Origin of the sequence: Pseudomonas sp. BR20, assembly GCF_050780135.1 — a bacterium.
Lineage (GTDB): Bacteria > Pseudomonadota > Gammaproteobacteria > Pseudomonadales > Pseudomonadaceae > Aquipseudomonas.
Genome location: NZ_CP172012.1, coordinates 1,270,803 through 1,295,701, shown reverse-complemented (window position 1 = coordinate 1,295,701; position 24,899 = coordinate 1,270,803). Strand labels below are relative to the sequence as shown.

Annotated in this window: 21 protein-coding genes; 10 read left to right on the top strand and 11 right to left on the bottom strand. The window is 61.7% G+C overall.

Annotated elements, in window-relative coordinates; translation table 11 throughout:
* The first annotated feature begins 61 nt into the window (after positions 1 to 61).
* The 4 genes from ACHPFG_RS05800 to ACHPFG_RS05785 all read left to right on the top strand — a co-directional run bounded on the left by ACHPFG_RS05800 (position 62) and on the right by ACHPFG_RS05785 (position 3,376).
* Complete coding sequence (locus ACHPFG_RS05800; protein WP_090409267.1) at positions 62 to 1,036, top strand: 2-hydroxyacid dehydrogenase; 975 nt, start codon at positions 62 to 64, stop codon at positions 1,034 to 1,036.
* A 99-nt stretch (positions 1,037 to 1,135) separates the two neighbouring features.
* Positions 1,136 to 2,038, top strand: a complete 903-nt coding sequence (locus ACHPFG_RS05795) for a chemotaxis protein CheV (protein ID WP_053131401.1) — start codon at positions 1,136 to 1,138, stop codon at positions 2,036 to 2,038.
* Between the two features lie 3 nt (positions 2,039 to 2,041).
* Positions 2,042 to 2,524, top strand: coding sequence for a GNAT family N-acetyltransferase (locus ACHPFG_RS05790; protein ID WP_431701806.1), 483 nt, complete (start codon positions 2,042 to 2,044; stop codon positions 2,522 to 2,524).
* A 108-nt stretch (positions 2,525 to 2,632) separates the two neighbouring features.
* On the top strand, positions 2,633 to 3,376 hold the full coding sequence (locus tag ACHPFG_RS05785; RefSeq protein ID WP_431701805.1) for a YkgJ family cysteine cluster protein: 744 nt from the start codon (positions 2,633 to 2,635) through the stop codon (positions 3,374 to 3,376).
* Between the two features lie 30 nt (positions 3,377 to 3,406).
* On the opposite strand, the gene ACHPFG_RS05780 is transcribed toward ACHPFG_RS05785, so the two are convergent.
* Both ACHPFG_RS05780 and ACHPFG_RS05775 read right to left on the bottom strand, forming a co-directional pair.
* Entirely contained in the window at positions 3,407 to 4,189 is a 783-nt protein-coding gene (locus tag ACHPFG_RS05780) for a transporter substrate-binding domain-containing protein (protein WP_259242171.1), read from the bottom strand.
* A gap of 166 nt (positions 4,190 to 4,355) precedes the next feature.
* Complete coding sequence (locus ACHPFG_RS05775; RefSeq protein WP_131698374.1) at positions 4,356 to 4,589, bottom strand: hypothetical protein; 234 nt, start codon at positions 4,587 to 4,589, stop codon at positions 4,356 to 4,358.
* Positions 4,590 to 4,802: 213 nt separating this feature from the next.
* On the opposite strand from ACHPFG_RS05775, the gene ACHPFG_RS05770 reads away from it, so the two are divergent.
* The 6 genes from ACHPFG_RS05770 to ACHPFG_RS05745 all read left to right on the top strand — a co-directional run bounded on the left by ACHPFG_RS05770 (position 4,803) and on the right by ACHPFG_RS05745 (position 14,315).
* Complete coding sequence (locus tag ACHPFG_RS05770) at positions 4,803 to 5,969, top strand: efflux RND transporter periplasmic adaptor subunit (RefSeq protein WP_431701804.1); 1,167 nt, start codon at positions 4,803 to 4,805, stop codon at positions 5,967 to 5,969.
* A complete protein-coding gene (locus ACHPFG_RS05765; protein WP_431701803.1) occupies positions 5,966 to 9,055 on the top strand; it encodes a multidrug efflux RND transporter permease subunit in 3,090 nt (1,029 codons plus the stop codon). The genes ACHPFG_RS05770 and ACHPFG_RS05765 overlap by 4 nt, the downstream gene beginning before the upstream one ends.
* 31 nt (positions 9,056 to 9,086) lie before the next feature.
* On the top strand, positions 9,087 to 9,764 hold the full coding sequence (locus ACHPFG_RS05760) for a heavy metal response regulator transcription factor (RefSeq protein ID WP_145335295.1): 678 nt from the start codon (positions 9,087 to 9,089) through the stop codon (positions 9,762 to 9,764).
* Positions 9,754 to 11,118 (top strand): heavy metal sensor histidine kinase, encoded by a 1,365-nt coding sequence (locus tag ACHPFG_RS05755; protein WP_431701802.1) that lies wholly within the window; start codon positions 9,754 to 9,756, stop codon positions 11,116 to 11,118. The genes ACHPFG_RS05760 and ACHPFG_RS05755 overlap by 11 nt, the downstream gene beginning before the upstream one ends.
* A 289-nt stretch (positions 11,119 to 11,407) precedes the next feature.
* Complete coding sequence (locus tag ACHPFG_RS05750) at positions 11,408 to 12,736, top strand: OprD family porin (RefSeq protein WP_431701801.1); 1,329 nt, start codon at positions 11,408 to 11,410, stop codon at positions 12,734 to 12,736.
* Positions 12,737 to 12,821: 85 nt separating this feature from the next.
* Entirely contained in the window at positions 12,822 to 14,315 is a 1,494-nt protein-coding gene (locus ACHPFG_RS05745; protein WP_431701800.1) for a sensor domain-containing diguanylate cyclase, read from the top strand.
* 113 nt (positions 14,316 to 14,428) lie between these two features.
* On the opposite strand, the gene lpxC is transcribed toward ACHPFG_RS05745, so the two are convergent.
* The 9 genes from lpxC to murD all read right to left on the bottom strand — a co-directional run bounded on the left by lpxC (position 14,429) and on the right by murD (position 24,893).
* The gene (lpxC, locus tag ACHPFG_RS05740) at positions 14,429 to 15,340 is read right to left on the bottom strand and encodes a UDP-3-O-acyl-N-acetylglucosamine deacetylase (protein WP_003171886.1); all 912 of its coding nucleotides are present in this window, start codon (positions 15,338 to 15,340) and stop codon (positions 14,429 to 14,431) included.
* Between the two features lie 112 nt (positions 15,341 to 15,452).
* Positions 15,453 to 16,649: a cell division protein FtsZ gene (gene ftsZ, locus ACHPFG_RS05735; protein ID WP_053131424.1), complete on the bottom strand. Its 1,197-nt coding sequence runs from the start codon at positions 16,647 to 16,649 to the stop codon at positions 15,453 to 15,455.
* A 74-nt stretch (positions 16,650 to 16,723) separates the two neighbouring features.
* Complete coding sequence (gene ftsA / locus ACHPFG_RS05730; protein ID WP_027604757.1) at positions 16,724 to 17,986, bottom strand: cell division protein FtsA; 1,263 nt, start codon at positions 17,984 to 17,986, stop codon at positions 16,724 to 16,726.
* Between the two features lie 15 nt (positions 17,987 to 18,001).
* Positions 18,002 to 18,871: a cell division protein FtsQ/DivIB gene (locus ACHPFG_RS05725; RefSeq protein ID WP_131698380.1), complete on the bottom strand. Its 870-nt coding sequence runs from the start codon at positions 18,869 to 18,871 to the stop codon at positions 18,002 to 18,004.
* Between the two features lie 4 nt (positions 18,872 to 18,875).
* Positions 18,876 to 19,832, bottom strand: a complete 957-nt coding sequence (locus ACHPFG_RS05720) for a D-alanine--D-alanine ligase (RefSeq protein WP_012722298.1) — start codon at positions 19,830 to 19,832, stop codon at positions 18,876 to 18,878.
* On the bottom strand, positions 19,829 to 21,274 hold the full coding sequence (murC, locus tag ACHPFG_RS05715) for a UDP-N-acetylmuramate--L-alanine ligase (protein ID WP_431701799.1): 1,446 nt from the start codon (positions 21,272 to 21,274) through the stop codon (positions 19,829 to 19,831). Before murC ends, ACHPFG_RS05720 begins: the two co-directional genes overlap by 4 nt.
* A complete protein-coding gene (gene murG, locus ACHPFG_RS05710; protein ID WP_131698382.1) occupies positions 21,267 to 22,337 on the bottom strand; it encodes an undecaprenyldiphospho-muramoylpentapeptide beta-N-acetylglucosaminyltransferase in 1,071 nt (356 codons plus the stop codon). Before murG ends, murC begins: the two co-directional genes overlap by 8 nt.
* Positions 22,327 to 23,550, bottom strand: a complete 1,224-nt coding sequence (gene ftsW / locus ACHPFG_RS05705; protein ID WP_053131437.1) for a putative lipid II flippase FtsW — start codon at positions 23,548 to 23,550, stop codon at positions 22,327 to 22,329. Before ftsW ends, murG begins: the two co-directional genes overlap by 11 nt.
* Positions 23,547 to 24,893, bottom strand: a complete 1,347-nt coding sequence (murD, locus tag ACHPFG_RS05700; RefSeq protein ID WP_431701798.1) for a UDP-N-acetylmuramoyl-L-alanine--D-glutamate ligase — start codon at positions 24,891 to 24,893, stop codon at positions 23,547 to 23,549. Before murD ends, ftsW begins: the two co-directional genes overlap by 4 nt.
* Positions 24,894 to 24,899: the final 6 nt, after the last annotated feature.

The window sequence follows — 24,899 nt, the reverse complement described above, 5'->3', positions numbered from 1 at the left end:
AACAGTGGCAAGGAATGTTAGCTTGCTTGGCATTCTTCCGTAGTCGATGAGCCCGCCTGCAATGAAAAAGACTGTTCTCGCCTTCAGCCGTGTCACCCCGGAAATGATCGAACGCCTGCAACAGGATTTCGACGTAATCGCGCCCAACCCCAAGCTGGGCGATATCAACGCTCAATTCAATGAAGCCCTGCCCCACGCCCACGGTTTGATCGGCGTGGGTCGCAAGCTGGGCCGCGCGCAACTTGAAGGCGCGAGCAAGCTGGAGGTGGTGTCCAGTGTGTCGGTGGGCTACGACAACTACGACGTGCCGTACTTCAACGAGCGCGGGATCATGCTCACCAACACCCCGGACGTACTCACCGAAAGCACCGCCGACCTGGCCTTCGCCCTGCTGATGAGCAGCGCACGCCGGGTGGCCGAGCTGGACGCCTGGACCAAGGCCGGCCAATGGAAAGCCAGCGTCGGCGCGCCGCTGTTTGGCTGTGACGTGCATGGCAAGACCCTCGGCATCGTCGGCATGGGTAACATCGGCGCAGCCGTGGCCCGTCGCGGGCGCCTGGGTTTCAATATGCCGATCCTGTACAGCGGCAACAGCCGCAAGACCGCGCTGGAACAGGAACTGGGCGCGCAGTTCCGCAGCCTGGACCAGTTGCTGGCCGAGGCGGATTTCGTGTGCCTGGTGGTGCCGTTGAGCGACAAGACCCGCCACCTGATCAGCACCCGCGAATTGGGGCTGATGAAGTCCAGCGCGATTCTGATCAATATCTCCCGTGGTCCGGTGGTCGACGAACCGGCGCTGATCCAGGCCCTGCAAAACCAGACCATTCGCGGCGCCGGGCTGGATGTGTATGAACAGGAGCCGTTGGCCGAGTCGCCACTGTTCCAGTTGAGCAATGCGGTGACCCTGCCGCACATCGGCTCGGCGACCCATGAAACCCGCGAAGCCATGGCCAACCGCGCGTTGGACAACCTGCGCAGCGCCCTGCTGGGCCAGCGTCCGCAGGATCTGGTGAACCCGCAGGTGTGGAAGGGCTGAGACGGGCCCAACCCGACACAAAATCGGGTTAAAGCCTGGCTCTCCCGAGTCGATAACCTTCAATAGAAGTTCGTCATCCCTGATCCACAGAAGGTTTTTATGTCCACCACCAAAGCCCGCGCAGACTCACTCTCGCTTCTGCTCTTTACCTTGCGCAGCGGCAAACTCATGGCCATCAACCTGCTGAAAGTCAGTGAAATCATCCCTTGCCCGCCGCTGACGAAGCTTCCGGAGTCCCATCCGCACGTCAAAGGCATCGCCACCCTACGAGGCAATTCGTTGGCGGTGATCGACCTGAGTCGCGCCCTGGGGGAAATGCCCCTGGAAGACCCGGACGGCGGCTGCCTGATCGTCACCGACGTGAGCCGTTCCAAGCAGGGCCTGCATGTGCAGGCCGTGAGCAAGATCGTGCACTGCCTGACCACCGATATCCGCCCGCCACCCTACGGCTCCGGCGGCAACCGGGCGTTCATCACCGGGGTGACCCAGGTGGAAGGCGGGCTGGTGCAGGTGCTGGACATCGAAAAAGTCATCCACGGTATCGCCCCGGCGCCGATTGAAGCGGCGCCCACCGACCTGACCATGGAAGAGGCGGAAGTGCTCGGCAATGCGCGGATCCTGGTGGTGGATGACAGCCAGGTCGCCTTGCAGCAGTCGGTGCACACCCTGCGCAACCTCGGCCTGACCTGCCACACCGCGCGCAGCGCCAAGGAAGCCATCGATGTGCTGCTGGAACTGCAAGGCACGGCCGCGCAGATCAATGTGGTGGTGTCGGACATCGAGATGTCCGAAATGGATGGTTATGCCCTGACCCGCACCCTGCGCGAAACCCCGGACTTCCAGGATCTTTACGTGTTGCTGCACACCTCCCTGGACAGCGCGATGAACAGCGAAAAGGCGCGCCTGGCCGGTGCCAACGCCGTGCTGACCAAGTTCTCCTCGCCCGAACTGACCAAGTGCCTGGTGGTCGCCGCCCAGACCGTGGCGCAACAGGGGCTGTAACCGGTGGCGGAGTATTTCCAACTGCTGCGCCGCGACCTCACCGGCAGCCTGCCTGCGCCGCAATGGCCGGCCCATACACAGTTGGATCATTACCGCGACGAGCGGGCCCCGGCGATCCATGCGGTGCTGCGCATGACCCAGGAACAAGGTGGTGGCCGCGTTCCCCATCTGAAAGCCTGGCAGCATCTGTTCGTCAGCGATGCCGAATTCGATCCTACGCTATGCCTGGTGGCCAGCAACGGCGATGGCATTCTCGGTGTGGCGCAGTGCTGGACCAGCGCGTTTATCAAGAACCTGTCCGTGCATCCTTGCGCTCAAGGCCAGGGCTTGGGCCGGGCGTTGTTGCTGCACTGCTTCCAGGTGTTCAAGCAGCGCGGCGAACCCTATGTCGACCTCAAGGTGCTGGAGAGCAATCTGCGTGCGCGACAACTGTACGAAAGCGCGGGCATGGTCTTTGTGCTGCGGGATGTGGTCGCCGACGACTGACAGGCGCTGGCGCATAACTTGCTTCCAGAGCAGTACAACGGTGGACAGAGGTAAAAACCCGTCACCGTTATTGCGTACCCTCTGACATAGCCTGGTGACAGATCCGCCATGAACACCCATTTTTCCTGCGTCGGCTGCGGCAAATGCTGCACCGACCATCACGTCCCCCTGACCCTCGCGGAAGCCCGTATGTGGGCGGCGGACGGCGGTAACGTCATTGTTCTGGTAGAGGGTTTCCTCGGAAATGGCCTGGGCCTGCCTCAGCAGCAGCGCGAACATGCCGAGCGCCGTTCGGTGGTGGTACCCAGCGGCAACACCGAGGCGTTTGTGGCCATCACCTTTGCCGCCTATAACGTCGGGCGCTGCCGGAATCTTGACGCAGACAACCTGTGCCGCATCTATGAGCGTCGCCCGTTGGTGTGCCGCATCTACCCGATGGAGATCAACCCGCATATCCCGCTCAGCCCCGCCGCCAAAGATTGCCCGCCGGAATCCTGGGAACAGGGCCCGGCGTTGATCGTCGGTGGTGAATTGATCGATCAGGAACTGGTGGAACTGATCCAGCGCTCACGCCAGGCCGACCGAGACGACGTGCAGACCAAGGAGGCCGTGTGCGCGTTGCTCGGCATTCGCACCACGGCGCTCAAGGGGGATGGGTTTACCGCCTACCTGCCGGACATGGGCGCATTTGCCCAGGCGATTGAGCGGGCAGTCGACCGGCCTGCCGTGGCCAATGAATGGGTGTTTCATGTATCGGGGATGGACATCGCCGAGCAGTTGCTGGACGCCGGCGCGCAGATTGCCACCGAGGTGCCGGCCAACTATGCGTTTATTTCGCTGCGGGCCGCCTAAACCTCACTGGCCACATCGCGCGGCGGTCGATCACTGCTCGGCAGGAACGGCGTCAAGGCGGTAGGGCTGGATGATCCGCTGGTACTCGCCATTCTGCTTCAGCTGTTCAAGGGCGCAGTTGAGTTCGTTGCGCAATGCCGTGTCGGGCTTGCGCACCGCGATGGCCACGCCATCACCCAGTAACGTCGACGAAATGGCAGGGCCGACGAAGTCGAAATCCTGACCGTCTTCAGTGTCGAGCAGAGCTTCACGAATTTCGACGGTGCCTTGCAGGGTCGCGTCAATTTCGTCGGCTATTAGGCTGCGGACCAGCTCACTATTGAGCCAGAAACTCTTGACGATGACGCCCTTGGGTACCCACGCCGACCGCGCAAAAGCCTCACGATTGCTCCCCAGCAACACGCCGACGCGCTTGCCCTTGAGCGACTTTGCACGCGGCTGCAAGCCTGACGTGCTGCGGGCCACCAGACGCGTGGTGAAGGGGTAGAGGTTATCGGTGAAGCTCACCCAGCGCCGCCGTTGCGACGTAGGTGCCATCCCCATGATTGCGTCGAATTTTCTGGCTTCAAGGGAGGTGAAGTCTTCGGCAAGCACCTGGTCGACCCAGATGCAGCGTGCATTCAACTGCACGCACAGGGCGTTGCCCAGCTCGATATTCAAGCCTATCAACTGCCCTTGCGGGTCGCGGCTCTGGAAGGGGGGGAATTGGGCGGCAACAGCAAAACGGATTTCGCGACGTGGTTGATCATCAGCCGCAGAGGCATCAGCCAAAAGCAACAGGGCAAGCACTACACAAATGTGTATCAGGGCCAAGGGAGACGTCCTTTTCCGGAAAGACCAGCATCACCCCGCTCCCCCCTGAAACCACTGGGGCAGAGCAAAGGCTGTGCAAGCTTTCAAGAAACGGTCGTAGACCTACAATCAGAAATTTCAGCAGAAACTGTAGGCAATAGTCGACACAACGTGCGACTTGTTAACCTCAGCGTTTACCCATCGAACGACGCGTACCCGGCGGTGCCATGCCTGGCGACTTGGTATGGCCGTTCTTGGCGCCGTTTTTGTACCACGGTTGGGCCGCATTCCTGGCCCCAGCCAGCTCACCCGGCTTGAACGGAAACTTGAACGCCGGGATCTCGGCTTTTTCAACGCCTTCGGCGTTGGCCGGATCGACGATGTCGGTCGCTTCAACAGGGGGTTGTGTCGGGGAAGTCATGAAAGCTCCGGAGCGTGCAAAAAATGATGCGAGGCCGGCTTGCGGGCCACACTGGCGCGCAGTATACCTGCGAGCTTCAGATCTTTAACCACCACCTGTACGAATGGTCGGAGTTTGCTGACAGCGCTGTCAGTTAGCCGTCACCGTGCTGACCGGGTTGAAGGGCTATAAAGACCGCTCACTCTCCCCATCCTTTGCCCCGGCGCCTCACCCATGCACATTCAACGAAAAACTGCCCTGATCGTGGGTGTCCTCGTGGTCGTGGCAGTTGCAGCCTGGGCGCTGACCCGCCCAGCCAAGGCCAGACTGGCGGCACCGACCGCGATCCCGGTGCGGGCGGTGAGCGTAGCGCAGCAGGACATTCCACGCTTTGTCAGCGGCATCGGCACGGTGTTGTCCTTGCACAGCGTGGTCATTCGCCCGCAAGTCGACGGCATTCTCACCCAATTGCTGGTCAAGGAAGGCCAGTTGGTCAAGGCCGGCGACTTGCTGGCCAGAATCGATGATCGCTCGATCCGCGCCAGCCTCGACCAGGCCAAGGCACAGCTGGGCGAGAGCCAGGCGCAGTTGCAGGTGGCGCTGGTCAACCTCAAGCGCTACAAGGAATTGAGCGTCGACGACGGCGTGTCCAAGCAGACCTACGACCAGCAACAAGCGCTGGTCAACCAACTCAAGGCCACCGCCCAAGGTAACCAGGCCGCGATCGATGCGGCCCAGGTACAGCTTTCCTACACCCAGATTCGCTCACCCGTCAGTGGCCGCGTCGGTATTCGCAATGTGGATGAAGGCAACTTCCTGCGCACCAGCGATACCCAGGGCCTGTTCTCCGTGACCCAGATCGACCCGATTGCCGTTGAGTTCTCTCTGCCGCAACAGATGCTGCCGACCCTGCAAGGCCTGATCGCCGCACCTACCCAGGCCAGCGTCGACGCCTACCTGGGTGCCGACACCGACGGCCAGACCGGTGATTTACTGGGAGAAGGCCACTTGAGCCTGATCGACAACCAGATCAGCTCCACCACCGGCACCCTGCGCGCCAAGGCCGAGTTCAACAACGCCTCGCAACGCCTGTGGCCGGGGCAACTGGTGACGATCAAGATCCAGACGGCCCTCGACAAAAATGCCTTGGTGGTGCCGCCGACCGTGGTGCAACGCGGCCTGGATTCGCACTTCGTGTACCGGGTCAATGGCGACAAGGTTGAGGTGGTGCCGGTGCAAGTCACCTATCAAAACAGCGACGTGAACATCATCAAGGGCGTGCAGGCCGGTGACGTGCTGGTCAGTGATGGCCAGTCGCGGCTCAAGGCCGGTGCCCAGGTGGAGGTGCTCAAGGAACCCCCGCAGGTGATCCAGACCGTCGACGCCAAGGTGCAGCCATGAGCCGCTCGCCGTCAGCCTGGTGCGTCGACCACCCGGTCGCCACCCTGCTGCTGACCTTCGCCCTGGTGCTGCTCGGGATCATTGCCTTCCCGCGCCTGGCCATCGCGCCGCTGCCGGAGGCGGAATTTCCGACGATCCAGGTCACCGCACAATTGCCCGGCGCCAGCCCGGATACCATGGCCTCCTCGGTGGCGACGCCGCTGGAAGTGCAGTTCAGCGCCATCCCCGGCATGACCCAGATGACCTCCAGCAGTGCCTTGGGCTCAAGCCTGTTGACGCTGCAGTTCACCCTCGACAAGAGCATCGACACCGCCGCGCAAGAAGTGCAGGCGGCGATCAACACCGCATCCGGCAAGCTGCCCAGCGACATGCCAAGCCTGCCCACCTGGAAGAAGGTCAACCCGGCGGACAGCCCGGTACTCATCCTCAGTGTCAGCTCCGACAGCATGCCCAGCACCGAACTGAGTGACTATGTGGAAACCCTGCTGGCGCGGCAGATCAGCCAGATCGACGGCGTCGGCCAGATCAACATCACCGGCCAGCAACGCCCGGCGATCCGCGTGCAGGCCTCCCCCGACAAACTCGCGGCCATCGGCCTGACCCTGGCCGATATACGCCTGGCCATCCAGCAATCGAGCCTCAACCTGGCCAAGGGTGCGATCTACGGCGAAAACAGCGTGTCGACCCTGTCGACCAACGACCAACTGTTCCATCCGGAGGACTACGCGCAGTTGATCGTGTCCTACAAGGACGGCGCACCGGTGCAACTGCGCGATATTGCCAAAGTCATCAATGGTTCGGAAAACGCCTACGTGCAGGCCTGGTCCGGCGACACTCCGGGGGTCAACCTGGTGATTTCGCGCCAGCCAGGCGCCAACATTGTCGAGACGGTGGACCGCATCCAGGCCGAGCTGCCGCGCCTGCAAGGCATGCTGCCGGCCTCGGTGCAGGTCAGCGTATTGTCTGACCGCACCAAGACCATCCGCGCGTCCCTGCATGAAGTGGAAGTGACCCTGCTGATCGCCATCCTGCTGGTGGTGGCGGTGATGGCGCTGTTCCTGCGCCAGTTGTCGGCGACGCTGATTGTGTCCAGCGTGCTCGGCGTGTCGCTGGTCGCCAGCTTTGCGCTGATGTACTTGATGGGCTTCAGCCTGAACAACCTGACCCTGGTGGCGATCGTGATCGCCGTGGGCTTTGTGGTGGACGATGCCATCGTGGTGGTGGAGAACATTCACCGCCACCTTGAGGCGGGGCTCGACAAGCGCGAAGCGGCGATCAAGGGCGCCGGCGAGATTGGCTTTACCGTGGTGTCCATCAGCTTCTCGCTGGTGGCGGCGTTTATTCCGCTGCTGTTCATGGGCGGTGTGGTCGGACGGTTGTTCAAGGAATTCGCGCTGACGGCCACCTCGACCATCCTGATTTCGGTGGTGGTCTCGTTGACCCTGGCGCCGACATTGGCGGCGCTGTTCATGCGTGCCCCGACCCATCCCGCCCACGATAAACCCGGCTTCAGCGAGCGCCTGCTGGCCGGTTATGCGCGCAACCTGCGCCGCGCGCTGGCCCATCAACGCACCATGGCCGCCATTTTCGTGGTGACCCTGGCCCTGGCCGTGGTCGGCTACGTGTTTATCCCCAAGGGCTTCTTTCCGGTACAGGACACCGGCTTTGTGCTCGGCACCAGCGAAGCGGCTGCCGATGTGTCGTACCCGGACATGGTGGCCAAGCACAAGGCCCTGGCCGAGATCGTCAAGGATGACCCGGCGGTGCAGGCGTTTTCCCATTCGGTGGGCGTGACCGGCAGCAACCAGACCATCGCCAACGGCCGCTTCTGGATCGCCTTGAAAGACCGGGGTGATCGCGACGTGTCCGCGAGCCAGTTTATCGACCGCATCCGACCCAAGCTCGCAAAAGTGCCGGGCATCGTGCTGTACCTGCGCGCCGGCCAGGACATCAACCTCAGCTCCGGCCCCAGCCGTGCCCAGTACCAGTACGTGCTCAAGAGCAATGACGGCCCGACACTCAACACCTGGACCCAGCGCCTGACCGAAAAACTGCGCGCCAACCCGGCGTTTCGCGACCTGTCCAACGACCTGCAACTGGGCGGCAGCATCACCCATATCAGCATCGACCGTCAGGCGGCCGCGCGCTTTGGCCTGACCGCCACCGATGTCGACCAGGCGCTGTACGACGCTTTCGGTCAGCGCCAGATCAACGAGTTCCAGACCGAGATCAACCAGTATCAGGTAGTGCTGGAGCTGGACACCCAACAGCGCGGCAAGGCCGAAAGCCTGAACTACTTCTACCTGCGCTCGCCGTTGACCAACGAGATGGTGCCGTTGTCGGCGGTGGCCAAGGTCGACCCGCCGACCGTGGGGCCCTTGTCCATCAGCCATGACGGCATGTTCCCCGCCGCCAACTTGTCGTTCAACCTGGCACCCGGTGTGGCGCTGGGCGACGCGGTGATCATGCTCAACCAGGCCAAGAATGAAATCGGCATGCCGACCACCATCATCGGCAACTTCCAGGGCGCGGCCCAGGCGTTCCAGAGTTCGCTGGCCAGCCAGCCCTGGCTGATCCTCGCGGCGCTGGTGGCGGTCTACATCATTCTGGGTGTGTTGTATGAGAGCTTCGTGCACCCGCTGACGATTATCTCCACCTTGCCCTCGGCGGGGTTGGGCGCGCTGATCATGCTGTCGCTGATGGGCCAGGACTTTTCGATCATGGCGCTGATCGGCCTGGTGCTGTTGATCGGCATCGTGAAGAAGAACGGCATCCTGATGATCGACTTTGCCCTGGAGGCCCAGCGCGTCAGGGGCATGTCGCCGGAAGATGCGATCTACGAAGCCTGCGTCACGCGTTTCCGCCCGATCATCATGACCACCCTCGCCGCCCTGCTCGGTGCGGTACCGCTGATGCTCGGCGCCGGCCCCGGCGCGGAAATGCGCCAGCCCCTGGGCATTGCGGTGGTCGGCGGCTTGCTGGTGAGCCAGGCGCTGACGCTGTTCACCACACCGGTCATATACTTGTACCTTGAGAAATTTTTCCACCGGCCCAAACCGGCTGCCGAGCTGGCGACCACACACTGAGGCCAAGGCACCGCCCTGGAGCAAAAGGCTCATGCGCGTACTGATTGTTGAAGATGAAGAAAAAACCGCCGACTACCTGCACCGTGGGCTGACGGAGCAAGGCTACGCCGTCGACGTGGCGCGCGAGGGCGTCGAGGGCCTGCACCTGGCGCTGGAGAACGATTACGCGGTGATCGTGCTCGACGTGATGCTGCCCGGCCTCGACGGCTTTGGCGTGTTGCGCGCATTACGTGCGCGCAAGCAGACGCCGGTGATCATGCTCACCGCCCGTGAGCGCGTGGAAGACCGTATCCGCGGGCTACGCGAAGGCGCCGACGATTACCTCGGCAAACCGTTTTCATTCCTTGAACTGGTGGCGCGCCTGCAAGCCCTGACCCGCCGCAGCGGCGGCCACGAGCCGGTGCAAGTGACCGTGGCCGACCTGTGGATCGACCTGATCAGCCGCAAGGCCAGCCGCAATGGCCAGCGCCTGGACTTGACCGCCAAAGAGTTCTCGCTGCTCAGCGTATTGGCGCGGCGCCAGGGCGAGATCCTCTCCAAGACATCCATTGCGGAGATGGTCTGGGACATCAATTTCGACAGCGACGCCAACGTCGTGGAAGTGGCGATCAAGCGCCTGCGCGCCAAGCTTGACGGGCCGTTCGAACACAAGCTGCTGCACACCATTCGCGGCATGGGTTATGTACTGGAGAATCGCAGTGTCGGCTAACTCCATTGCCCTGCGCCTCAGCAGCATGTTCACCTTGGTGGCGGCGCTGATATTCCTGTTGATCGGCGGCGCGCTGTATCAGCAGGTAGACCGCAGCCTGGGCTTGCTACCCGGGGCGGAGTTGGATGCGCGCTACAGCGTGTTGGAATCCTCCGTTAACCGCTTCGGCACACCGGACCATTGGGTGAAGATTCAAGCCAAGCTCAAATTATTGGGTGAGGAAGACAAGCGTATTCGCTTCTGGGTCGTCAGCAGCGATCCGAACTACGAGTATGGCAACCCCGATGCGCAGATCCGCGCCTTCGCCGAAGGCCCAACGGGTAAGCGCGATCTGCGCCTGCCGGGGCGCGACTACCCGCTCAAAGTGCTGGTGAGCCAGTTCCCTGCCAAGGACCTACGCCCGCCGTTGCGTTTCATGATCGCCATCGACACCGAAAACTTCCGTGCCACCCAGCACCATCTGCTGGTGGCGCTGGTCAGCCTGGCGCTGGTCGGCGTGGTGCTGGCCTCGCTGCTGGGGTTCTGGGTTTCGCGCATTGGCCTCAAGCCGCTGAGCAAACTTTCGGATGAAGCACAGAAGCTGGCGCCGCCGAAGCTCTCCGGGCGCCTGCAACTGTCGCCGCTGCCGCCGGAGCTGAGTCAGTTCGTCAACTCATTCAACGCCACCCTGGACCGCGTGGAACAGGCTTACTCGCGACTGGAGTCGTTCAACGCCGACGTCGCCCACGAACTGCGTTCGCCGCTGACCAACCTGATCGGCCAGACCCAGGTCGCCCTGACGCGCGGGCGTTCGGCCGAGCACTACTTCGAGGTGCTGCAATCCAACCTCGAGGAACTGGAACGCCTGCGTTCGATCATCAACGATATGCTGTTCCTCGCCAGCGCCGACCAGGGCAGCAAGGCCACCAAGCTGATTGAAAGCTCATTGGCCGACGAGGTCGCCACCACCCTCGACTACCTGGACTTCATCCTCGAAGACGCCCAGGTCCGGGTGCTGGTCCACGGCGACGCCCAGGTGCAGATCGAAAAAGCCCACCTGCGCCGCGCCCTGATCAACCTGCTGAGCAACGCGGTGCAGCACACCGCGCCCGGGCAGGTGATCGACGTGAACATCGATGTGCAGGAGCATCAGGTAGCGATCGGCGTGACCAACCCTGGCGAGGTGATTGCCAGCGAACACCTGCCACGGTTGTTCGAACGCTTCTATCGGGTGGATGCGTCGCGCAGCAACAGCGGGGCGAATCACGGTTTGGGGCTGGCGATCGTCAAGGCGATTGCGCTGATGCATGGCGGCGATGTGTTCGTGCGCAGCGACGTCAGTGGCAATACCTTCGGCATTACCTTGCCGGTCTAGACACCTCTCACATGGCCTTCAGCATCACTGTTGCGATTTTGGCAACAGTCATTATCTTGTTACACTCTGTATCGCAGCGCTCGCCTGCGTTAATTTGACGCATCGATGATGCGCGACGGCAAAGGCAGCTGACCCGCTTACCCGAATTTCCCTCGACTTATTTCCAGGGCTCTACACTGGGAATCTGTCTTAAAGCCGCTGACTTCAGCGGCTTTTTTTTGCCGTAAAAAAAGGCCAGGCACACCCCCACGACATTGGCCGTTTTCGATTGACCAAAGGAGCTGTACCGGTGAAGAACTCGCTGACGTTCACCCCGTTATTCCTCGCGATTGCAGCAATGATCGTTCCCCTCGCCCACGCGGCAGACACCGGCCCCGCCGGCGGATTCGTCGAAGGCTCGCACCTCAACATCAACACCCGCAACTACTACATGAACCGCGACCGGCGCGACATTCACACCGATGACAGCAAGGAGTGGGGCCAAGGTTTTATCGGCACCTTCGAATCCGGCTACACCCACGGCATCGTCGGCTTCGGCCTGGACGCCCACGCCATGCTCGGCCTCAAGCTCGACGGCGGTGGCGGCACCGACGGTTCCAGTATCCTTCCCTACGGGAGCACTGACGGCAGCGGCAAAGCGCCCGGTTCGTTCTCCACCGCAGGGGGCACCTTGAAGATGCGCGCCTTCGACACCGAGTTGAAGGCCGGTGACCTGTTCCTCAACAACCCGGTGATTGCCGGCGGCATGACGCGCATGCTGCCGCAGACCTTCCGGGGCGTAAGCCTGACCAACCACAGCTTCGACGGCTGGATGCTCGAAGGCGGCCAGGCCAGCTTCACCAAACTCTACAACCAGAGCGGCCACCGACGCATCGGCACCAGCTATGGCGTATTGCCCAGTAACGCTGACAGCCAGCACATGAATTGGGCCGGTGTGTCTTTCAGCGGTATTCCCGGCCTGACCAGCAACCTGTACGCTTCCGAACTCAAGGACGTGTGGCACCAGTACTACTACGACCTGGACTACACCTACGCGTTGAATGACCTGGTCAGCCTCAACCCGGGCCTGCACTACTACCACACCCAGGACACCGGCCAGTCGCTGCTCGGCGATATCGACAACAACACCTATAGCCTGCATTTCACCGTCGGCGTGGGTCACCACAGCGTCACCGCCGCCTACCAGCGGGTCAACGGCAACACGCCGTTCGACTACATCAGCCAGGGCGACAGCGTGTACCTGGACAACTCCCAGCAATACTCGGACTTCAACGGCCCCAACGAACGCTCCTGGAAGCTCAAGTACGCCTATGACTTCGCCGGCCTCGGCATGCCCGGCCTGACCTCGGCGGTGTCCTATATCAGCGGCAAGACCGACCTGACCAAAGTCGACCCGCAAAGCCGTGGCTACAGTGCCTGGTACAGCGCCGATGGCAAGGACGCCAAACACTGGGAGCGGGATATCGATTTGAAGTATGTGATGCAAAGTGGCAAGGCCAAGGACTTGGCCGTGCGCCTGCAATGGGCGACCCATCGCGGCAGCCATGGCTACTCGGCGGTGGATCGGGATGTGGATGAATACCGGGTGATCGTCGACTATCCGATCAACGTGTTCTGACACCCGGATCTTTCTTTTTTACCGAGTATTTAATTTTCATCGGGTACAACTAAACTGCCAGTATTGTCCCGCTGAAGTTTGCCCGATGAGTCCACCCCGCGTTCGAAACCTACCGGCACGCCCAGAGCTATTACTGCTTCTGGGCAGTGGCCTTACCGTCGCCCTGATCGTGGTCATCGTCGCGGTGTTGCTGATCCGCGAACACGCCAGCACCCTGCAGGCCGCGACGCGCTCAACCACCAATATCGCCCAGTTGATCAACGCCGACGTGCTGCGTAACGTCGAACTCTACGACCTGGCCCTCAAGGGGTTGATTGCTGCCAGGCAACGTGAGGACCTGTCCCAGGTTTCGGCGAATATCCAGCACCTGGTGCAGTTTGACCTGTCCACCGCCGCGCCTTTCAAAGGTGAAGTGCTGTTGTTGGATGCCAATGGCGCGGTGATCGCCGATTCTTCCACCCTGCAGCCCACCCCGCGCAATTTTGCCAACCGCGATTACTTCCAGGTGCATACCAAGGACGCCCAGGCCGGCTTGTATATCAGCCGGCCGTTCAAGATTCATTGCGACTGCGACCAGGTCTGGCGCATGGCATTCAGCCGGCGTGTGTCAGGGCCTAACGGTGAGTTTGCTGGCGTTGCGGTCGCGACCATGCGCCTGGCGTATTTCGACCAGCTGTTCAACACCGTCACCATCGGCAACAGCAGCAGCGTCAACCTGCTTAATAAAAAAGGCTTTTTATTGGCCCAGCAGCCGCTGCTCGAAAGCGACATGATCGACAAGGACCTGAGCGATCGACCCAATTTCAAGAGGATACTGCATGAAGGCAGTGGCACCTTCCAGGCCGTCTCTGCCATCAGCGGCAAGGAGCGTCTGTACACCTTCACCAATGTGGGTGAGCTACCGCTGATTGTGGTGGTAGCACTGTCCAGCCAGGATGTATTCGCCCCTTGGAAACGCGCCGCTCTGCTGACCAGTGGCGCCACCGGCATCCTGTGTATCGGTTTGTTATGGCTGACCTGGATGCTGCGCCGCGAACTGCGACGCCGCTATCGCGCGGAACGCGTGCTGTCAGAACTGGCAGCCATCGACGCCCTGACCGGCTTGGCCAACCGTCGCATCCTGGACGAACGCCTGCGCCTGGAATGGGACCGCGCGCAACGCTCGCTCGAACCACTGACCGTGCTGATGATCGACGTCGACCACTTCAAAGCCTTCAATGACCGCCATGGCCATCACGGTGGAGACGCGGCATTGCGCATTGTGGCGCAGGTGATAGGCGCCAATATCCGCCGCCCGGCTGATCTCGCGGCGCGCTATGGCGGCGAGGAATTCGCGGTGGTGCTGCCCCATACGGACGCGAAGGGTGCCTGGGTCATCGCCGAGCATATCCGTAGCAGCATCGAGCATTTGCCAAGGATGGCCGGGGATGAGCGGCCGATTACGGCGAGCATCGGCATGAGCACCTGGGACAAGCGCAGCCGTATGTCCCTGGAGGCGTTGCTGCGCAGTGCGGACCGGGCGTTGTATGAGGCCAAGCACACGGGGCGCAATCGGATTGTGGATGCGTCGGCAGCCTGAATAGCGCAAGCGGCCCTCGTGGCGAGCGGGCTTGCCCGGCAAGGGAAGTGTCCAGACAATAAAAAAGGCCACCCGAAGGCAGCCTTTAAAAACTAAAGAAAGAGAGTTGTTACTTACACCGCCGCAACGGGACGCATGTAAGAGATCGGTGCGGTGCTGGCATCTTCGAAGGTCACGACTTCCCAAGCGTCTGTCTGCTCAATCAACTTGCGCAGCAGCTGGTTGTTAAGGGCGTGGCCCGACTTGAAGCCTTTGAACTCGCCTATCAGGCTATTGCCCAGCAGGTAGAGGTCACCGATTGCATCGAGGATCTTGTGCTTCACGAATTCGTCTTCATAGCGAAGGCCGTCTTCGTTCAGTACACCATCCGCGTCGACCACAATGGCGTTTTCAACGCTGCCGCCGAGTGCAAGGTTGTGCTTGCGCAGGTACTCGATGTCACTCATGAAACCAAAAGTACGGGCGCGGCTGACTTCTTTTACGAACGAAGTGCTGGAAAAATCCACGCTTGCACTTTGGGTGCGGTCACGGAATACCGGGTGATCGAAATCGATCTCAAAGCTCACTTTAAAGCCTTCGAACGGGACGAAGGTGGCGCGCTTGTCGCCGTCTTCTACTGTCACTTCCCGCAGAATGCGTATGAACTTCTTAGCTGCGTCCTGTTCTTCCAGGCCGGCAGATTGAATCAAGAATACGAAGGGTCCAGCGCTGCCATCCATGATAGGGACTTCGGACGCGGAGAGCTCGACGTAGGCGTTATCGATGCCCAAACCGGCCATGGCCGAGAGCAAGTGCTCCACCGTGTCCACTTTGACGTCACCGTTGACCAACGTGGTCGACATCGTGGTTTCGCCAACATTTTCCGCGCGAGCAGGAATCTGCACCACAGGGTCCAGGTCGGCACGCACAAACACGATGCCGGTATCGACAGGTGCAGGCTTGAGGGTCAGGTATACCTTCTCCCCGGAGTGCAGACCTACACCTGTGGCACGAATAATATTCTTCAGGGTGCGTTGTTTAATCATGGCTTGGACCGCTTCAGCGCAAATTGCGAACTGGTATCAACAAAGGCTGGCGATAATAGCAGACCAGACCTTTGCTGAACACCAATCACCTTCATAGCCCTGATACATTCCATTAATCGGCCTGACGACGCAGGAATGCCGGGATATCCAGGTAGTCCAGATCATCTTGCGGATTCGGGCTACGGGACGCCGCAGCACCGGCCTGAGCCTGGTTGCGCATCACGGTCGGACGGTCCAGGTCACGGTAGTTCACCGACGGCAGTTCCTGGCGCGAAGGCGCTGGAGCGGCAGCCGCTTGGCTGGCGTGGCTGGTATGAACGGTATTGTCGATGACCTTCACAGGCTTCTCGATTTTTGCGCCCAGGCCGGTAGCAACCACGGTCACGTGCAGTTCGTCGCGCATGTCCGGGTCGATAACGGTACCGACTTTGACCATGGCGTGCTCGGAAGCGAAGGCTTCGATGATGCTACCCACGTCGGAGTACTCACCCAGGGACAGGTCAGGACCGGCGGTGATATTCACCAGGATGCCGCGTGCGCCTTGCAGGTTCACGTCTTCCAGCAACGGGTTGCGGATGGCCGCTTCGGTGGCTTCGCGTGCACGGTTAGGACCGCTGGCGCAGCCAGTGCCCATCATTGCCATGCCCATTTCGCTCATGACAGTACGTACGTCGGCAAAGTCGACGTTGATCATGCCTGGACGCTTGATGATGTCGGAGATACCGCGAACGGCACCGGCCAGTACATCGTCAGCCTTGGCGAACGCGGACAGCAGGCTTGCGTCCTTGCCCAGGATGGTCAGCAGCTTCTCGTTGGGAATGGTGATCAACGAGTCGACGCTTTCAGACAGCAGACGGATACCTTCGTCGGCGATCTGCATGCGCTTGCGGCCTTCGAACGGGAACGGACGAGTCACGACAGCGACCGTCAGAATCCCCATTTCCTTGGCCACTTCGGCAATGATCGGCGCTGCACCGGTACCGGTACCGCCGCCCATGCCAGTGGTGATGAACACCATGTTGGTGCCCTGCAGCACTTCGGCAATACGCTCACGGTCTTCCAGGGCGGCTTGACGGCCGACTTCCGGATTGGCGCCAGCGCCGAGGCCCTTGGTCACGGCTGTGCCCAATTGCAGGATGGTCCGCGCGCCGATGCTTTTCAGCGCCTGGGCATCAGTGTTGGCGCAGATGAATTCAACGCCTTCAATGTTGCTCTTGACCATATGGTTGACAGCGTTGCCGCCGCCACCGCCGACACCGATCACTTTGATGACCGGGCTGGCGGGGATGTTGTCTACGAGTTCGAACATGTTCCCTCTCCTTTCATTTTCTCTAGTTTTTTCGCCTACTGCTTGTTTCGGTGCTGCGGTGTTGCGGTAAATCTTTAGAAATTGCCTTTTACCCAAGCCTGCAACCGCTCGAACAACGGCGCCTTGGCCTCGTCGTCGCTGCGGTAGCTGTCACGGTTGCTCGGGCCCGACAGGGAAATGCCGTCTGTCTGCTTCTGCAGCCCGTACAACAGCAAGCCCACACCGGTGGAATAAATCGGGTTGCGCACCACGTCGCCCAGGCCTTTCACGCCATGGGGGACACCCAGGCGTACCGGCATGTGGAAGATTTCCTCGGCCAGTTCGACCGCGCCTTCCATCTTCGAGGTACCGCCGGTCAGCACGATGCCGGCCGGGATCAAATCTTCGTAGCCGCTGCGGCGCAATTCAGCCTGGATCAGGGTGAACAGCTCGTCGTAGCGCGGCTCGACCACTTCGGCCAGGGCCTGGCGCGACAGCTCGCGCGGTGGACGGTCGCCCACGCTTGGCACCTTGATGGTTTCACCCGCACCGGCCAGCTTGGCCAGGGCGCAGGCGTAGCGAATCTTGATTTCTTCGGCGTACTGGGTCGGTGTACGCAGCGCCATGGCGATGTCGTTGGTCACCTGGTCGCCGGCAATCGGGATCACGGCGGTGTGACGGATCGCACCCTCGGTGAAGATCGCGATGTCGGTGGTGCCGCCGCCGATGTCCACCAGGCAAACGCCCAGTTCTTTTTCGTCGTCGGTCAGTACCGAGTAGGCCGAAGCCAGTTGTTCGAGAATGATGTCGTCGATTTCCAGGCCGCAGCGGCGCACGCATTTTTCAATGTTCTGCGCGGCATTGACGGCACAGGTCACCACGTGGACCTTGGCTTCCAGGCGTACGCCCGACATGCCCAGCGGCTCGCGAACGCCTTCCTGGTTATCGATCACGTAGTCCTGCGGCAAGGTGTGCAGCACGCGCTGGTCAGCCGGGATCGCCACGGCCTGGGCGGCGTCGAGGACGCGCTCAAGGTCGGCTGCGCTGACTTCACGGTCGCGAATCGCCACGATGCCGTGGGAGTTCAGGCTGCGGATATGGTTGCCCGCCACGCCGACGAACGCCGAGTGAATCCGGCAACCGGCCATCAGCTGCGCTTCTTCGATGGCGCGCTGGATCGATTGCACGGTGGACTCGATGTTGACCACCACGCCCTTCTTCAGGCCACGGGACGGATGCGTGCCAATACCGACGATTTCGATCGTGCCGTCTTCCCCGACCTCGCCTACCAGCGCCACCACCTTGGAGGTGCCGATATCGAGACCGACGATCATTTTGCCGCTTTGCACGTTTGCCATGGGTCCTGCCTCTTCTTAATTCTTCGCGACAGCGGGTTGCGCTGCCGTGGGCGCAGCCGGTTCACGCCAGCCGACGGCAAGGCCGTTGGCGTAACGCAGGTCGACGCTCGCAATGTTCGTAATCTGTTCTTTCAAGGTCTTGTCATAGATGGCGATGAAGCGGCGCATCTTTTCCACCAAGCGGTCGCGTCCCAGCAACAACTGGATGCCCGGGCCGGAACTGCCTGCCCCGGTCGTCAAAAACCAGCTGCCCCGTTCACGCAATTCCAGGCGTGCAATGGAGAAGCCCATTGGCCGCAGCATCTGGCTCAGGGCCTGGTACTGCTGCATCACTTGCTGCTGCGCCCGCTGCGGCCCGAACAGCTGCGGCAGGTGCTCGTAGTTGGCCAGCTCACGCGGGGTGAACGCCTGGCCCTGGTTGTTCAACAGCGCCTCTTCGCCCCAACGGGCCACGGGCAGTTGTTCTTCCAGGCGGATCGTCACCTGGTCCGGCCATACGCGGCGGACTTCGGCGTGGGCGATCCAAGGCATCTGTTCCAGCTCCCGGCGCATGCCGGCCAGGTCGATGGTGAAGAAGCTAGCGGCCAGGAACGGACCAATACGCTGCTGCACCGCTTGCTGGCTGATGTAGCTCAAGTCGCCCTGCACGCTGATCTTGGTGATTGGCCGGTCGGCATAGGGCAATAGACGCTGTGCACCTTCGTAAGTGCCGAAGCCCAACACCACCAGCAACACCGGCCAGAACAGCGCCTTGAGGAAACCAAAGTTGGCTTTCGGCAGGCGCGCCGACATCGGCTCTTTAGCCACCATTCGACTGGCACCCCGTGGCACCGGCTTGCGGCTCGGTGCTTGTGGGGGCTGATGACGAAGCGATGCGCCTTTCATGTCCTTAGCCTCTTGGCTCAATGCTGGCGGCAAGAATTGCCAGCACCAACTGCTGGAAATCCAGGCCGGCTGCGCGAGCGGCCATAGGTACCAGGCTGTGGTCGGTCATACCCGGCGCAGTGTTGACTTCCAGGAACCAGAAATTCCCTTGGTCATCCTGCATCACGTCTGCCCGTGCCCAACCGGCAATACCCAACGCCTCACAGGCTTTCGCCGTGAGGTCCATCAATTCCTGTTCTTTGGTTGCGTCCAGGCCGCACGGGATCCGGTACTGGGTATCGGAAGCCACGTACTTGGCGTCGTAGTCGTAAAAGGTGTGGGGCGTGCCCAATGCGATAGGCGGCAATACCTGGCCACGCAGGGTGGCGATGGTGTACTCGGGACCCTGGATCCACTGTTCCACCAACACTTGCGAATCGTAGGTACTTGCCGCTTTCCATGCGTCGATCAATTCGGCGGCCGAGTTCACTTTAGCCATGCCGATACTGGAGCCTTCATGGGCTGGTTTGACGATCAAAGGCAGGCCCAGTTCCTTGGCTGCGGAAATACAATCGTCTTCACTGCACAGAACACTGTGACGCGGCGTTGGAATGCCCAGGCTGTGCCACACCTGCTTGGTGCGCAACTTGTCCATGGCCAGTGCCGAAGCAAGGATGCCGCTGCCGGTATAAGGAATACCGGCGCACTCCAACAGGCCCTGCATGCTGCCGTCTTCACCGCCACGGCCGTGCAGGATGATGAAGGCACGGTCGATCTTCTCGGCCTGCAGGCGGGCGAGGAAGTCATCGCCCACGTCGATACCGAACGCATTCACACCGGCGCTTTGCAGCGCTTCGAGCACGGCATTGCCGGACTTGAGCGACACTTCGCGCTCGGCGCTCTTGCCGCCGAACAGCACGGCCACGCGGCCGAAGTCGGCAGGCGTGATGGTGGAGAACAGGGAGCCGTAGTCAGTGGTCATTTCGACTTCCCCTTCTCGGCGGCAAACAGCGGGCTCGCCAATAGTTTAGGGGCAAGGCCACCGATATCACCGGCACCCTGGCACAGCAGGATGTCGCCTGCGCGCAGCAGCGGCTTGACGATCGGAGCCAGGTCCACACCGCGCTCTATGTAGATGGGGTCCAACTGGCCGCGCTGGCGAATGCTGTTGCACAGCTTGCGGCTGTCGGCGCCCGGGATCGGTTCTTCACCGGCCGGATAGACTTCCATCAACAGCAGTACGTTGGCATCGGCCAATACATTGACGAAATCGTCGTACAAATCGCGGGTGCGGCTGTAGCGGTGCGGCTGGTAAATCATCACCAGGCGACGCTCCGGCCAACCACCCCGTACGGCCTTGATGACTGCGGCGACTTCGGTCGGGTGGTGGCCGTAGTCGTCCACCAACATCACGTCACCGCCTTCCACCGGCAGTTGGCCGTATACCTGGAAGCGCCTGCCGACACCGGCAAAGCGCGACAAGCCTTCGACAATGGCCTCATCGCTGACGCCCTCATCGGAGGCGATGCAGATGGTCGCCAGGGAATTCAATACGTTGTGGTTGCCCGGCATGTTCACCGACACATCCAGCGGCTCACGGTCGGGACGCAGCACGGTGAAGTAGGTCTGCATGCCTTCCTGGCGCACATTGATTGCGCGCACGTCAGCGTCTTCGCTGAAGCCGTAGGTCACGGTCGGACGCTTGACCTGCGGCAGGATTTCACGCACCACCGGGTCGTCCAGGCACACCACGGCCAAACCGTAGAACGGCAGGTTGTGCAGGAACTCGACGAAGGTTTTCTTCAACTTATTGAAGTCACCGTCGTAGGTGGCCATGTGATCTTCGTCGATGTTGGTGACGACGGCGACCAGCGGTTGCAGGTGCAGGAAACTGGCGTCGCTTTCATCGGCTTCGGCGATCAGGTAGCGGCTGGTACCGAGCTGGGCATTGGTACCGGCTGCATTCAGGCGGCCACCGATCACGAAGGTCGGGTCCAGGCCACCGGCGGCGAACACCGAAGCGATCAGGCTGGTGGTGGTGGTCTTGCCATGGGTACCGGCGACGGCGATGCCGTGGCGATAGCGCATCAGCTCGGCGAGCATCTCGGCGCGTGGCACCACGGGAATGCGGCGCTCGAGGGCGGTGGCCACTTCCGGGTTGGAGGTGTTCACGGCGCTCGACACCACCAGCACGTCAGCGTCGGCGGCGTTCTCGGCGCGGTGGCCGATAAAGATCTGCGCGCCAAAGGACTTCAGGCGCTCGGTGACCGGCGACTCTTTCAAGTCCGAGCCGGACACCTGGTAGCCCAGGTTCAGCAACACTTCGGCAATACCGCACATGCCCACGCCGCCGATACCGACGAAGTGGATGCGACGGATGCGGCGCATTTCCGGTTGTGGCATGGCTTTCTGATTCTCAACCATGGGCCACCTCCAGGCAGATATCGACCACGGTGCGGGTTGCGTCAGGTTTGGCCAGGCGGCTTGCAGTGCTCGCCATGTTGTTGAGTCGTTCCGGTTGCATCAAAACCTCAGTCAGGCGTGCGGCCAAATCGGCGGCGCCAGTCGTTCTTTGCGGCAGCAGGAAGGCAGCGCCCTCCCCGGCCAAATATTCGGCGTTGCGGGTCTGGTGATCGTCGATGGCGTGGGGCAAAGGCACCAGCAAGGACGGCAGACCGGCGGCGGCCAGTTCACTGACGGTCAGCGCACCCGCGCGACAGACCACCAGGTCGGCCCAGCCATAGGCATGGGCCATGTCTTTGATGAAGGGCTGCACATTGGCCTCCACACCGGCGTCGCGATAACGCGTGGCGGTGACTTCATCGTGGTTCTTGCCGGCCTGGTGGAAGATCTCCGGGCGCAATTCCACAGGGAGTTGCGCCACGGCTTCCGGCAGCAATTTATTCAGCGGCTCGGCGCCCAGGCTTCCGCCCAGGATCAGCAGGTGCGCCTTACGCCCTGCGAGTGCTTCGCGGGCGATGTCCATAAACAGCTCGGTGCGCACCGGGTTGCCGGTGGTACGGCGCTTATCCGACACACTGAAGGTGTTGGGAAACGCTTCACACACCCGCGCAGCCAACGGCACCAGCAAACGGTTGGCGGTACCGGCCACGGCGTTCTGCTCGTGCACGATCACCGGCACGCCAGCAAGTCTGGCGGCGACGCCACCCGGGCCAGTCACATAACCACCGAAGCCGAGCACGCACACCGGCTGCAAGTCACGGATGACCTTGCGCGCCTGCCACACTGCCTTGAGCAACACGAACGGTGCCTTGAGCAGGGACAATTTGCCCTTGCCGCGCAGGCCCGTGACGTTGATCAGATGCAACGGCAGACCGGCATTCGGTACCAACTCGTTTTCGATGCCGCGCGGTGTACCCAGCCAGTGCACGGTGTAGCCACGGTTCTGGAATTCCCGCGCGCACGCCAGGGCCGGGAACACATGGCCCCCGGTGCCACCGGCCATGATCAGCACGTTAGCGCCCATGGGTCGGCTCCTCGGCGAAGTCGCTTTCGCTGAACTCCATCTCTTCGCTGCCCAGGTGGGTTCGACTCTCCCACTCGATGCGCAGCAACAAGCCAAGACAGGCGCAGCAGATCACCAACGAACTGCCGCCGTAACTGAGGAACGGCAAGGTCAGGCCCTTGGTCGGCAGCAGGCCGACGTTCACCCCGATGTTGATCAGGAACTGGCCGATCCACAGGAACGACAAGCCGTACGCCACGTAAGCGGCGAAATACTGTTTGGCCCTTTCGGCCCACAAGCCGATGTACATGCCGCGGACACACACGAATACGAACAGCGCGACGGTGCACAGAGACCCCACCACGCCGAGTTCTTCGGCGAGTACGGAGAACACGAAGTCGGTGTGCGCTTCCGGCAGGTAGAACTGCTTCTGCACGCTGTTGCCCAGGCCGACGCCCAGCCATTCGCCGCGCCCGAAGGCGATCAATGCCTGGGTCAATTGGTAGCCGGAGCCGAACTGGTCGGACCAAGGGTCGGTAAAGGTGATCAGACGCGCCATCCGGTAGGGTTGCGCCTGTACCAGGATGGTCACCGCAGCCACCGCCAGCACCACCATCAAGCTGAAGCGGAACAAGCCCACGCCACCGAGGAACAGCATCGCCGCCGCCGCGCCCATCATCACGACGGTCGCGCCGAAGTCGGGTTCCATCAGCAACAGGCCGGCCATGGGCAGCAGCACGATGAATGGCTTGAAGAAGCCCATCCAGCTTTCGCGCACTTCTTTCTGGCGACGCACCAGGTAACCAGCCAGGTAGATCACCACGAACACCTTGGCGATTTCCGACGGCTGCACGTTGAACGCGCCGAAGCCGATCCAGCGCATCGAGCCGTTCACCTCACGGCCGATGCCGGGCAGGATCACCATGATCAGCAAACCGAACGCGCCGATCAGCATCAGCCAACCCAGGCGCTGCCAGGTGGCAATCGGGATCATCATGGTGACGATGCACGTGCCCAGGCCGATGATCAGGTACACCAGGTGACGGATCATCATGTACAGGGTGTTGCCCGACTGCACGGCGGCCACTTCGGAAGAAGCCGAGGTGATCATCACCAGGCCCAGGCCCAGCAACGCGAGGCAACCGGCGAGCATTGGGAAATCAAGGTCGATGCCACGCCCGGTGATGATCGGCGACGGGTACGGCTTGATGATGTTTCTGAAATCGATGCTCATGCCAAGCCCTCCACGGCGCGGGCGAACAACTGGCCGCGTTCTTCGTAGTTCTTGAACATGTCGAAACTGGCGCACGCCGGCGACAGCAGTACCGCATCGCCTGGTTGAGCCAGGGCTTGGCACTGGGCAATGGCGTCGTCCAGGGAGGTGGCACGCACCTGCGGCACGGCGTCGCCAAGCGCGGCGGCGATCAAATCGGAGTCGCGGCCCATCAACACCACGGCGCGGCAATGCGCAGCCACCGGTGCCTTGAGGTCTTTGAAATCGGCACCCTTGCCGTCGCCACCGGCGATCAGCACCAGTTTGCCTTCGATATCGGCACCCAGGCCTTCGATGGCGGCCAATGCGGCCCCCACGTTGGTGGCCTTGGAGTCGTTGTAGTAACTGACACCATTAAGGTCGCGTACCCACTGGCAACGATGCTCAAGGCCGCCGAAGGTGCGCAGGCTCGACAGCATGGCGTCGAACGGCAAACCCACGGCATGCCCCAACGCCAACGCGGCCAAGGCGTTGGACTGGTTATGGGCGCCACGGATTTTCAGCTCGCGCACCGGCATCAGGTTCTGGAATTCGAAGGCCAGGTATTTCTCGCCGTTCTCTTCACGAATGCCGAAGGCCTTGAAGTCGGGTTTGCTCAGGCCGAAGGTCCAGCACGGCATGCCATCGCCCATCAGCGGACGGCTCAGCGCATCCTGGCGATTGACAACAAATTGCTTGGCACCGCGGAAGATCCGGTGCTTGGCCAGGTGGTACGCCGGCAGGCCGCTGTAGCGGTCCATGTGGTCTTCGCTGACGTTCAACACGGTGGCCACTTCAGCGCCCAGGTCGTGGGTGGTTTCCAGTTGGAAGCTCGACAGCTCCATCACGTACAGCTCGATGTCGTCGCTGAGCAGGTCCAACGCCGGAGTGCCGAGGTTACCGCCCACGGCCACGCGCTTGCCGGCCGCCATCGCCATCTCGCCGACCAGAGTAGTCACGGTGCTTTTCGCGTTGGAACCGCTGATGGCCACGATCGGCGCCTTCGCATTACGTGCGAACAGGTCGATGTCGCCGGACAGCTTCACGCCACGCGCCGCTGCGGCTTGCAGGGCCGGAGTCGCCAGGGCCAGGCCGGGGCTCACGTAGAGCTCATCAGCGCGGCACAGAAACTCGACATCCAATTCGCCACAACGCACTTCCACGTGCGGGTAGTCACGGCGCAGCGTGACCAGCTCCGGTGGATTTTCCCGCGTATCGGCCACGGCAAACGACGTGCCCCGGTTCGCCAGGAAGCGAACCAGGGACATGCCGCTCTTGCCGAGGCCGACAACGATGCGGAAGTGGTCTGAAGCGATCAGGGACACTCGTTT

What these genes read in the sequence shown, in the direction of transcription:
- ACHPFG_RS05800 (WP_090409267.1), top strand. Translation starts at nt 62, where the DNA reads ATGAAAAAGACTGTTCTCGCCTTCAGCCGTGTCACCCCGGAAATGATC.
- ACHPFG_RS05795 (WP_053131401.1), top strand. Translation starts at nt 1,136, where the DNA reads ATGTCCACCACCAAAGCCCGCGCAGACTCACTCTCGCTTCTGCTCTTT.
- ACHPFG_RS05785 (WP_431701805.1), top strand. Translation starts at nt 2,633, where the DNA reads ATGAACACCCATTTTTCCTGCGTCGGCTGCGGCAAATGCTGCACCGAC.
- ACHPFG_RS05775 (WP_131698374.1), bottom strand. Translation starts at nt 4,589, where the DNA reads ATGACTTCCCCGACACAACCCCCTGTTGAAGCGACCGACATCGTCGAT.
- ACHPFG_RS05770 (WP_431701804.1), top strand. Translation starts at nt 4,803, where the DNA reads ATGCACATTCAACGAAAAACTGCCCTGATCGTGGGTGTCCTCGTGGTC.
- ACHPFG_RS05765 (WP_431701803.1), top strand. Translation starts at nt 5,966, where the DNA reads ATGAGCCGCTCGCCGTCAGCCTGGTGCGTCGACCACCCGGTCGCCACC.
- ACHPFG_RS05760 (WP_145335295.1), top strand. Translation starts at nt 9,087, where the DNA reads ATGCGCGTACTGATTGTTGAAGATGAAGAAAAAACCGCCGACTACCTG.
- ACHPFG_RS05745 (WP_431701800.1), top strand. Translation starts at nt 12,822, where the DNA reads ATGAGTCCACCCCGCGTTCGAAACCTACCGGCACGCCCAGAGCTATTA.
- lpxC (WP_003171886.1), bottom strand. Translation starts at nt 15,340, where the DNA reads ATGATTAAACAACGCACCCTGAAGAATATTATTCGTGCCACAGGTGTA.
- ftsZ (WP_053131424.1), bottom strand. Translation starts at nt 16,649, where the DNA reads ATGTTCGAACTCGTAGACAACATCCCCGCCAGCCCGGTCATCAAAGTG.
- ftsA (WP_027604757.1), bottom strand. Translation starts at nt 17,986, where the DNA reads ATGGCAAACGTGCAAAGCGGCAAAATGATCGTCGGTCTCGATATCGGC.
- ACHPFG_RS05725 (WP_131698380.1), bottom strand. Translation starts at nt 18,871, where the DNA reads ATGAAAGGCGCATCGCTTCGTCATCAGCCCCCACAAGCACCGAGCCGC.
- ACHPFG_RS05720 (WP_012722298.1), bottom strand. Translation starts at nt 19,832, where the DNA reads ATGACCACTGACTACGGCTCCCTGTTCTCCACCATCACGCCTGCCGAC.
- murC (WP_431701799.1), bottom strand. Translation starts at nt 21,274, where the DNA reads ATGGTTGAGAATCAGAAAGCCATGCCACAACCGGAAATGCGCCGCATC.
- murG (WP_131698382.1), bottom strand. Translation starts at nt 22,337, where the DNA reads ATGGGCGCTAACGTGCTGATCATGGCCGGTGGCACCGGGGGCCATGTG.
- ftsW (WP_053131437.1), bottom strand. Translation starts at nt 23,550, where the DNA reads ATGAGCATCGATTTCAGAAACATCATCAAGCCGTACCCGTCGCCGATC.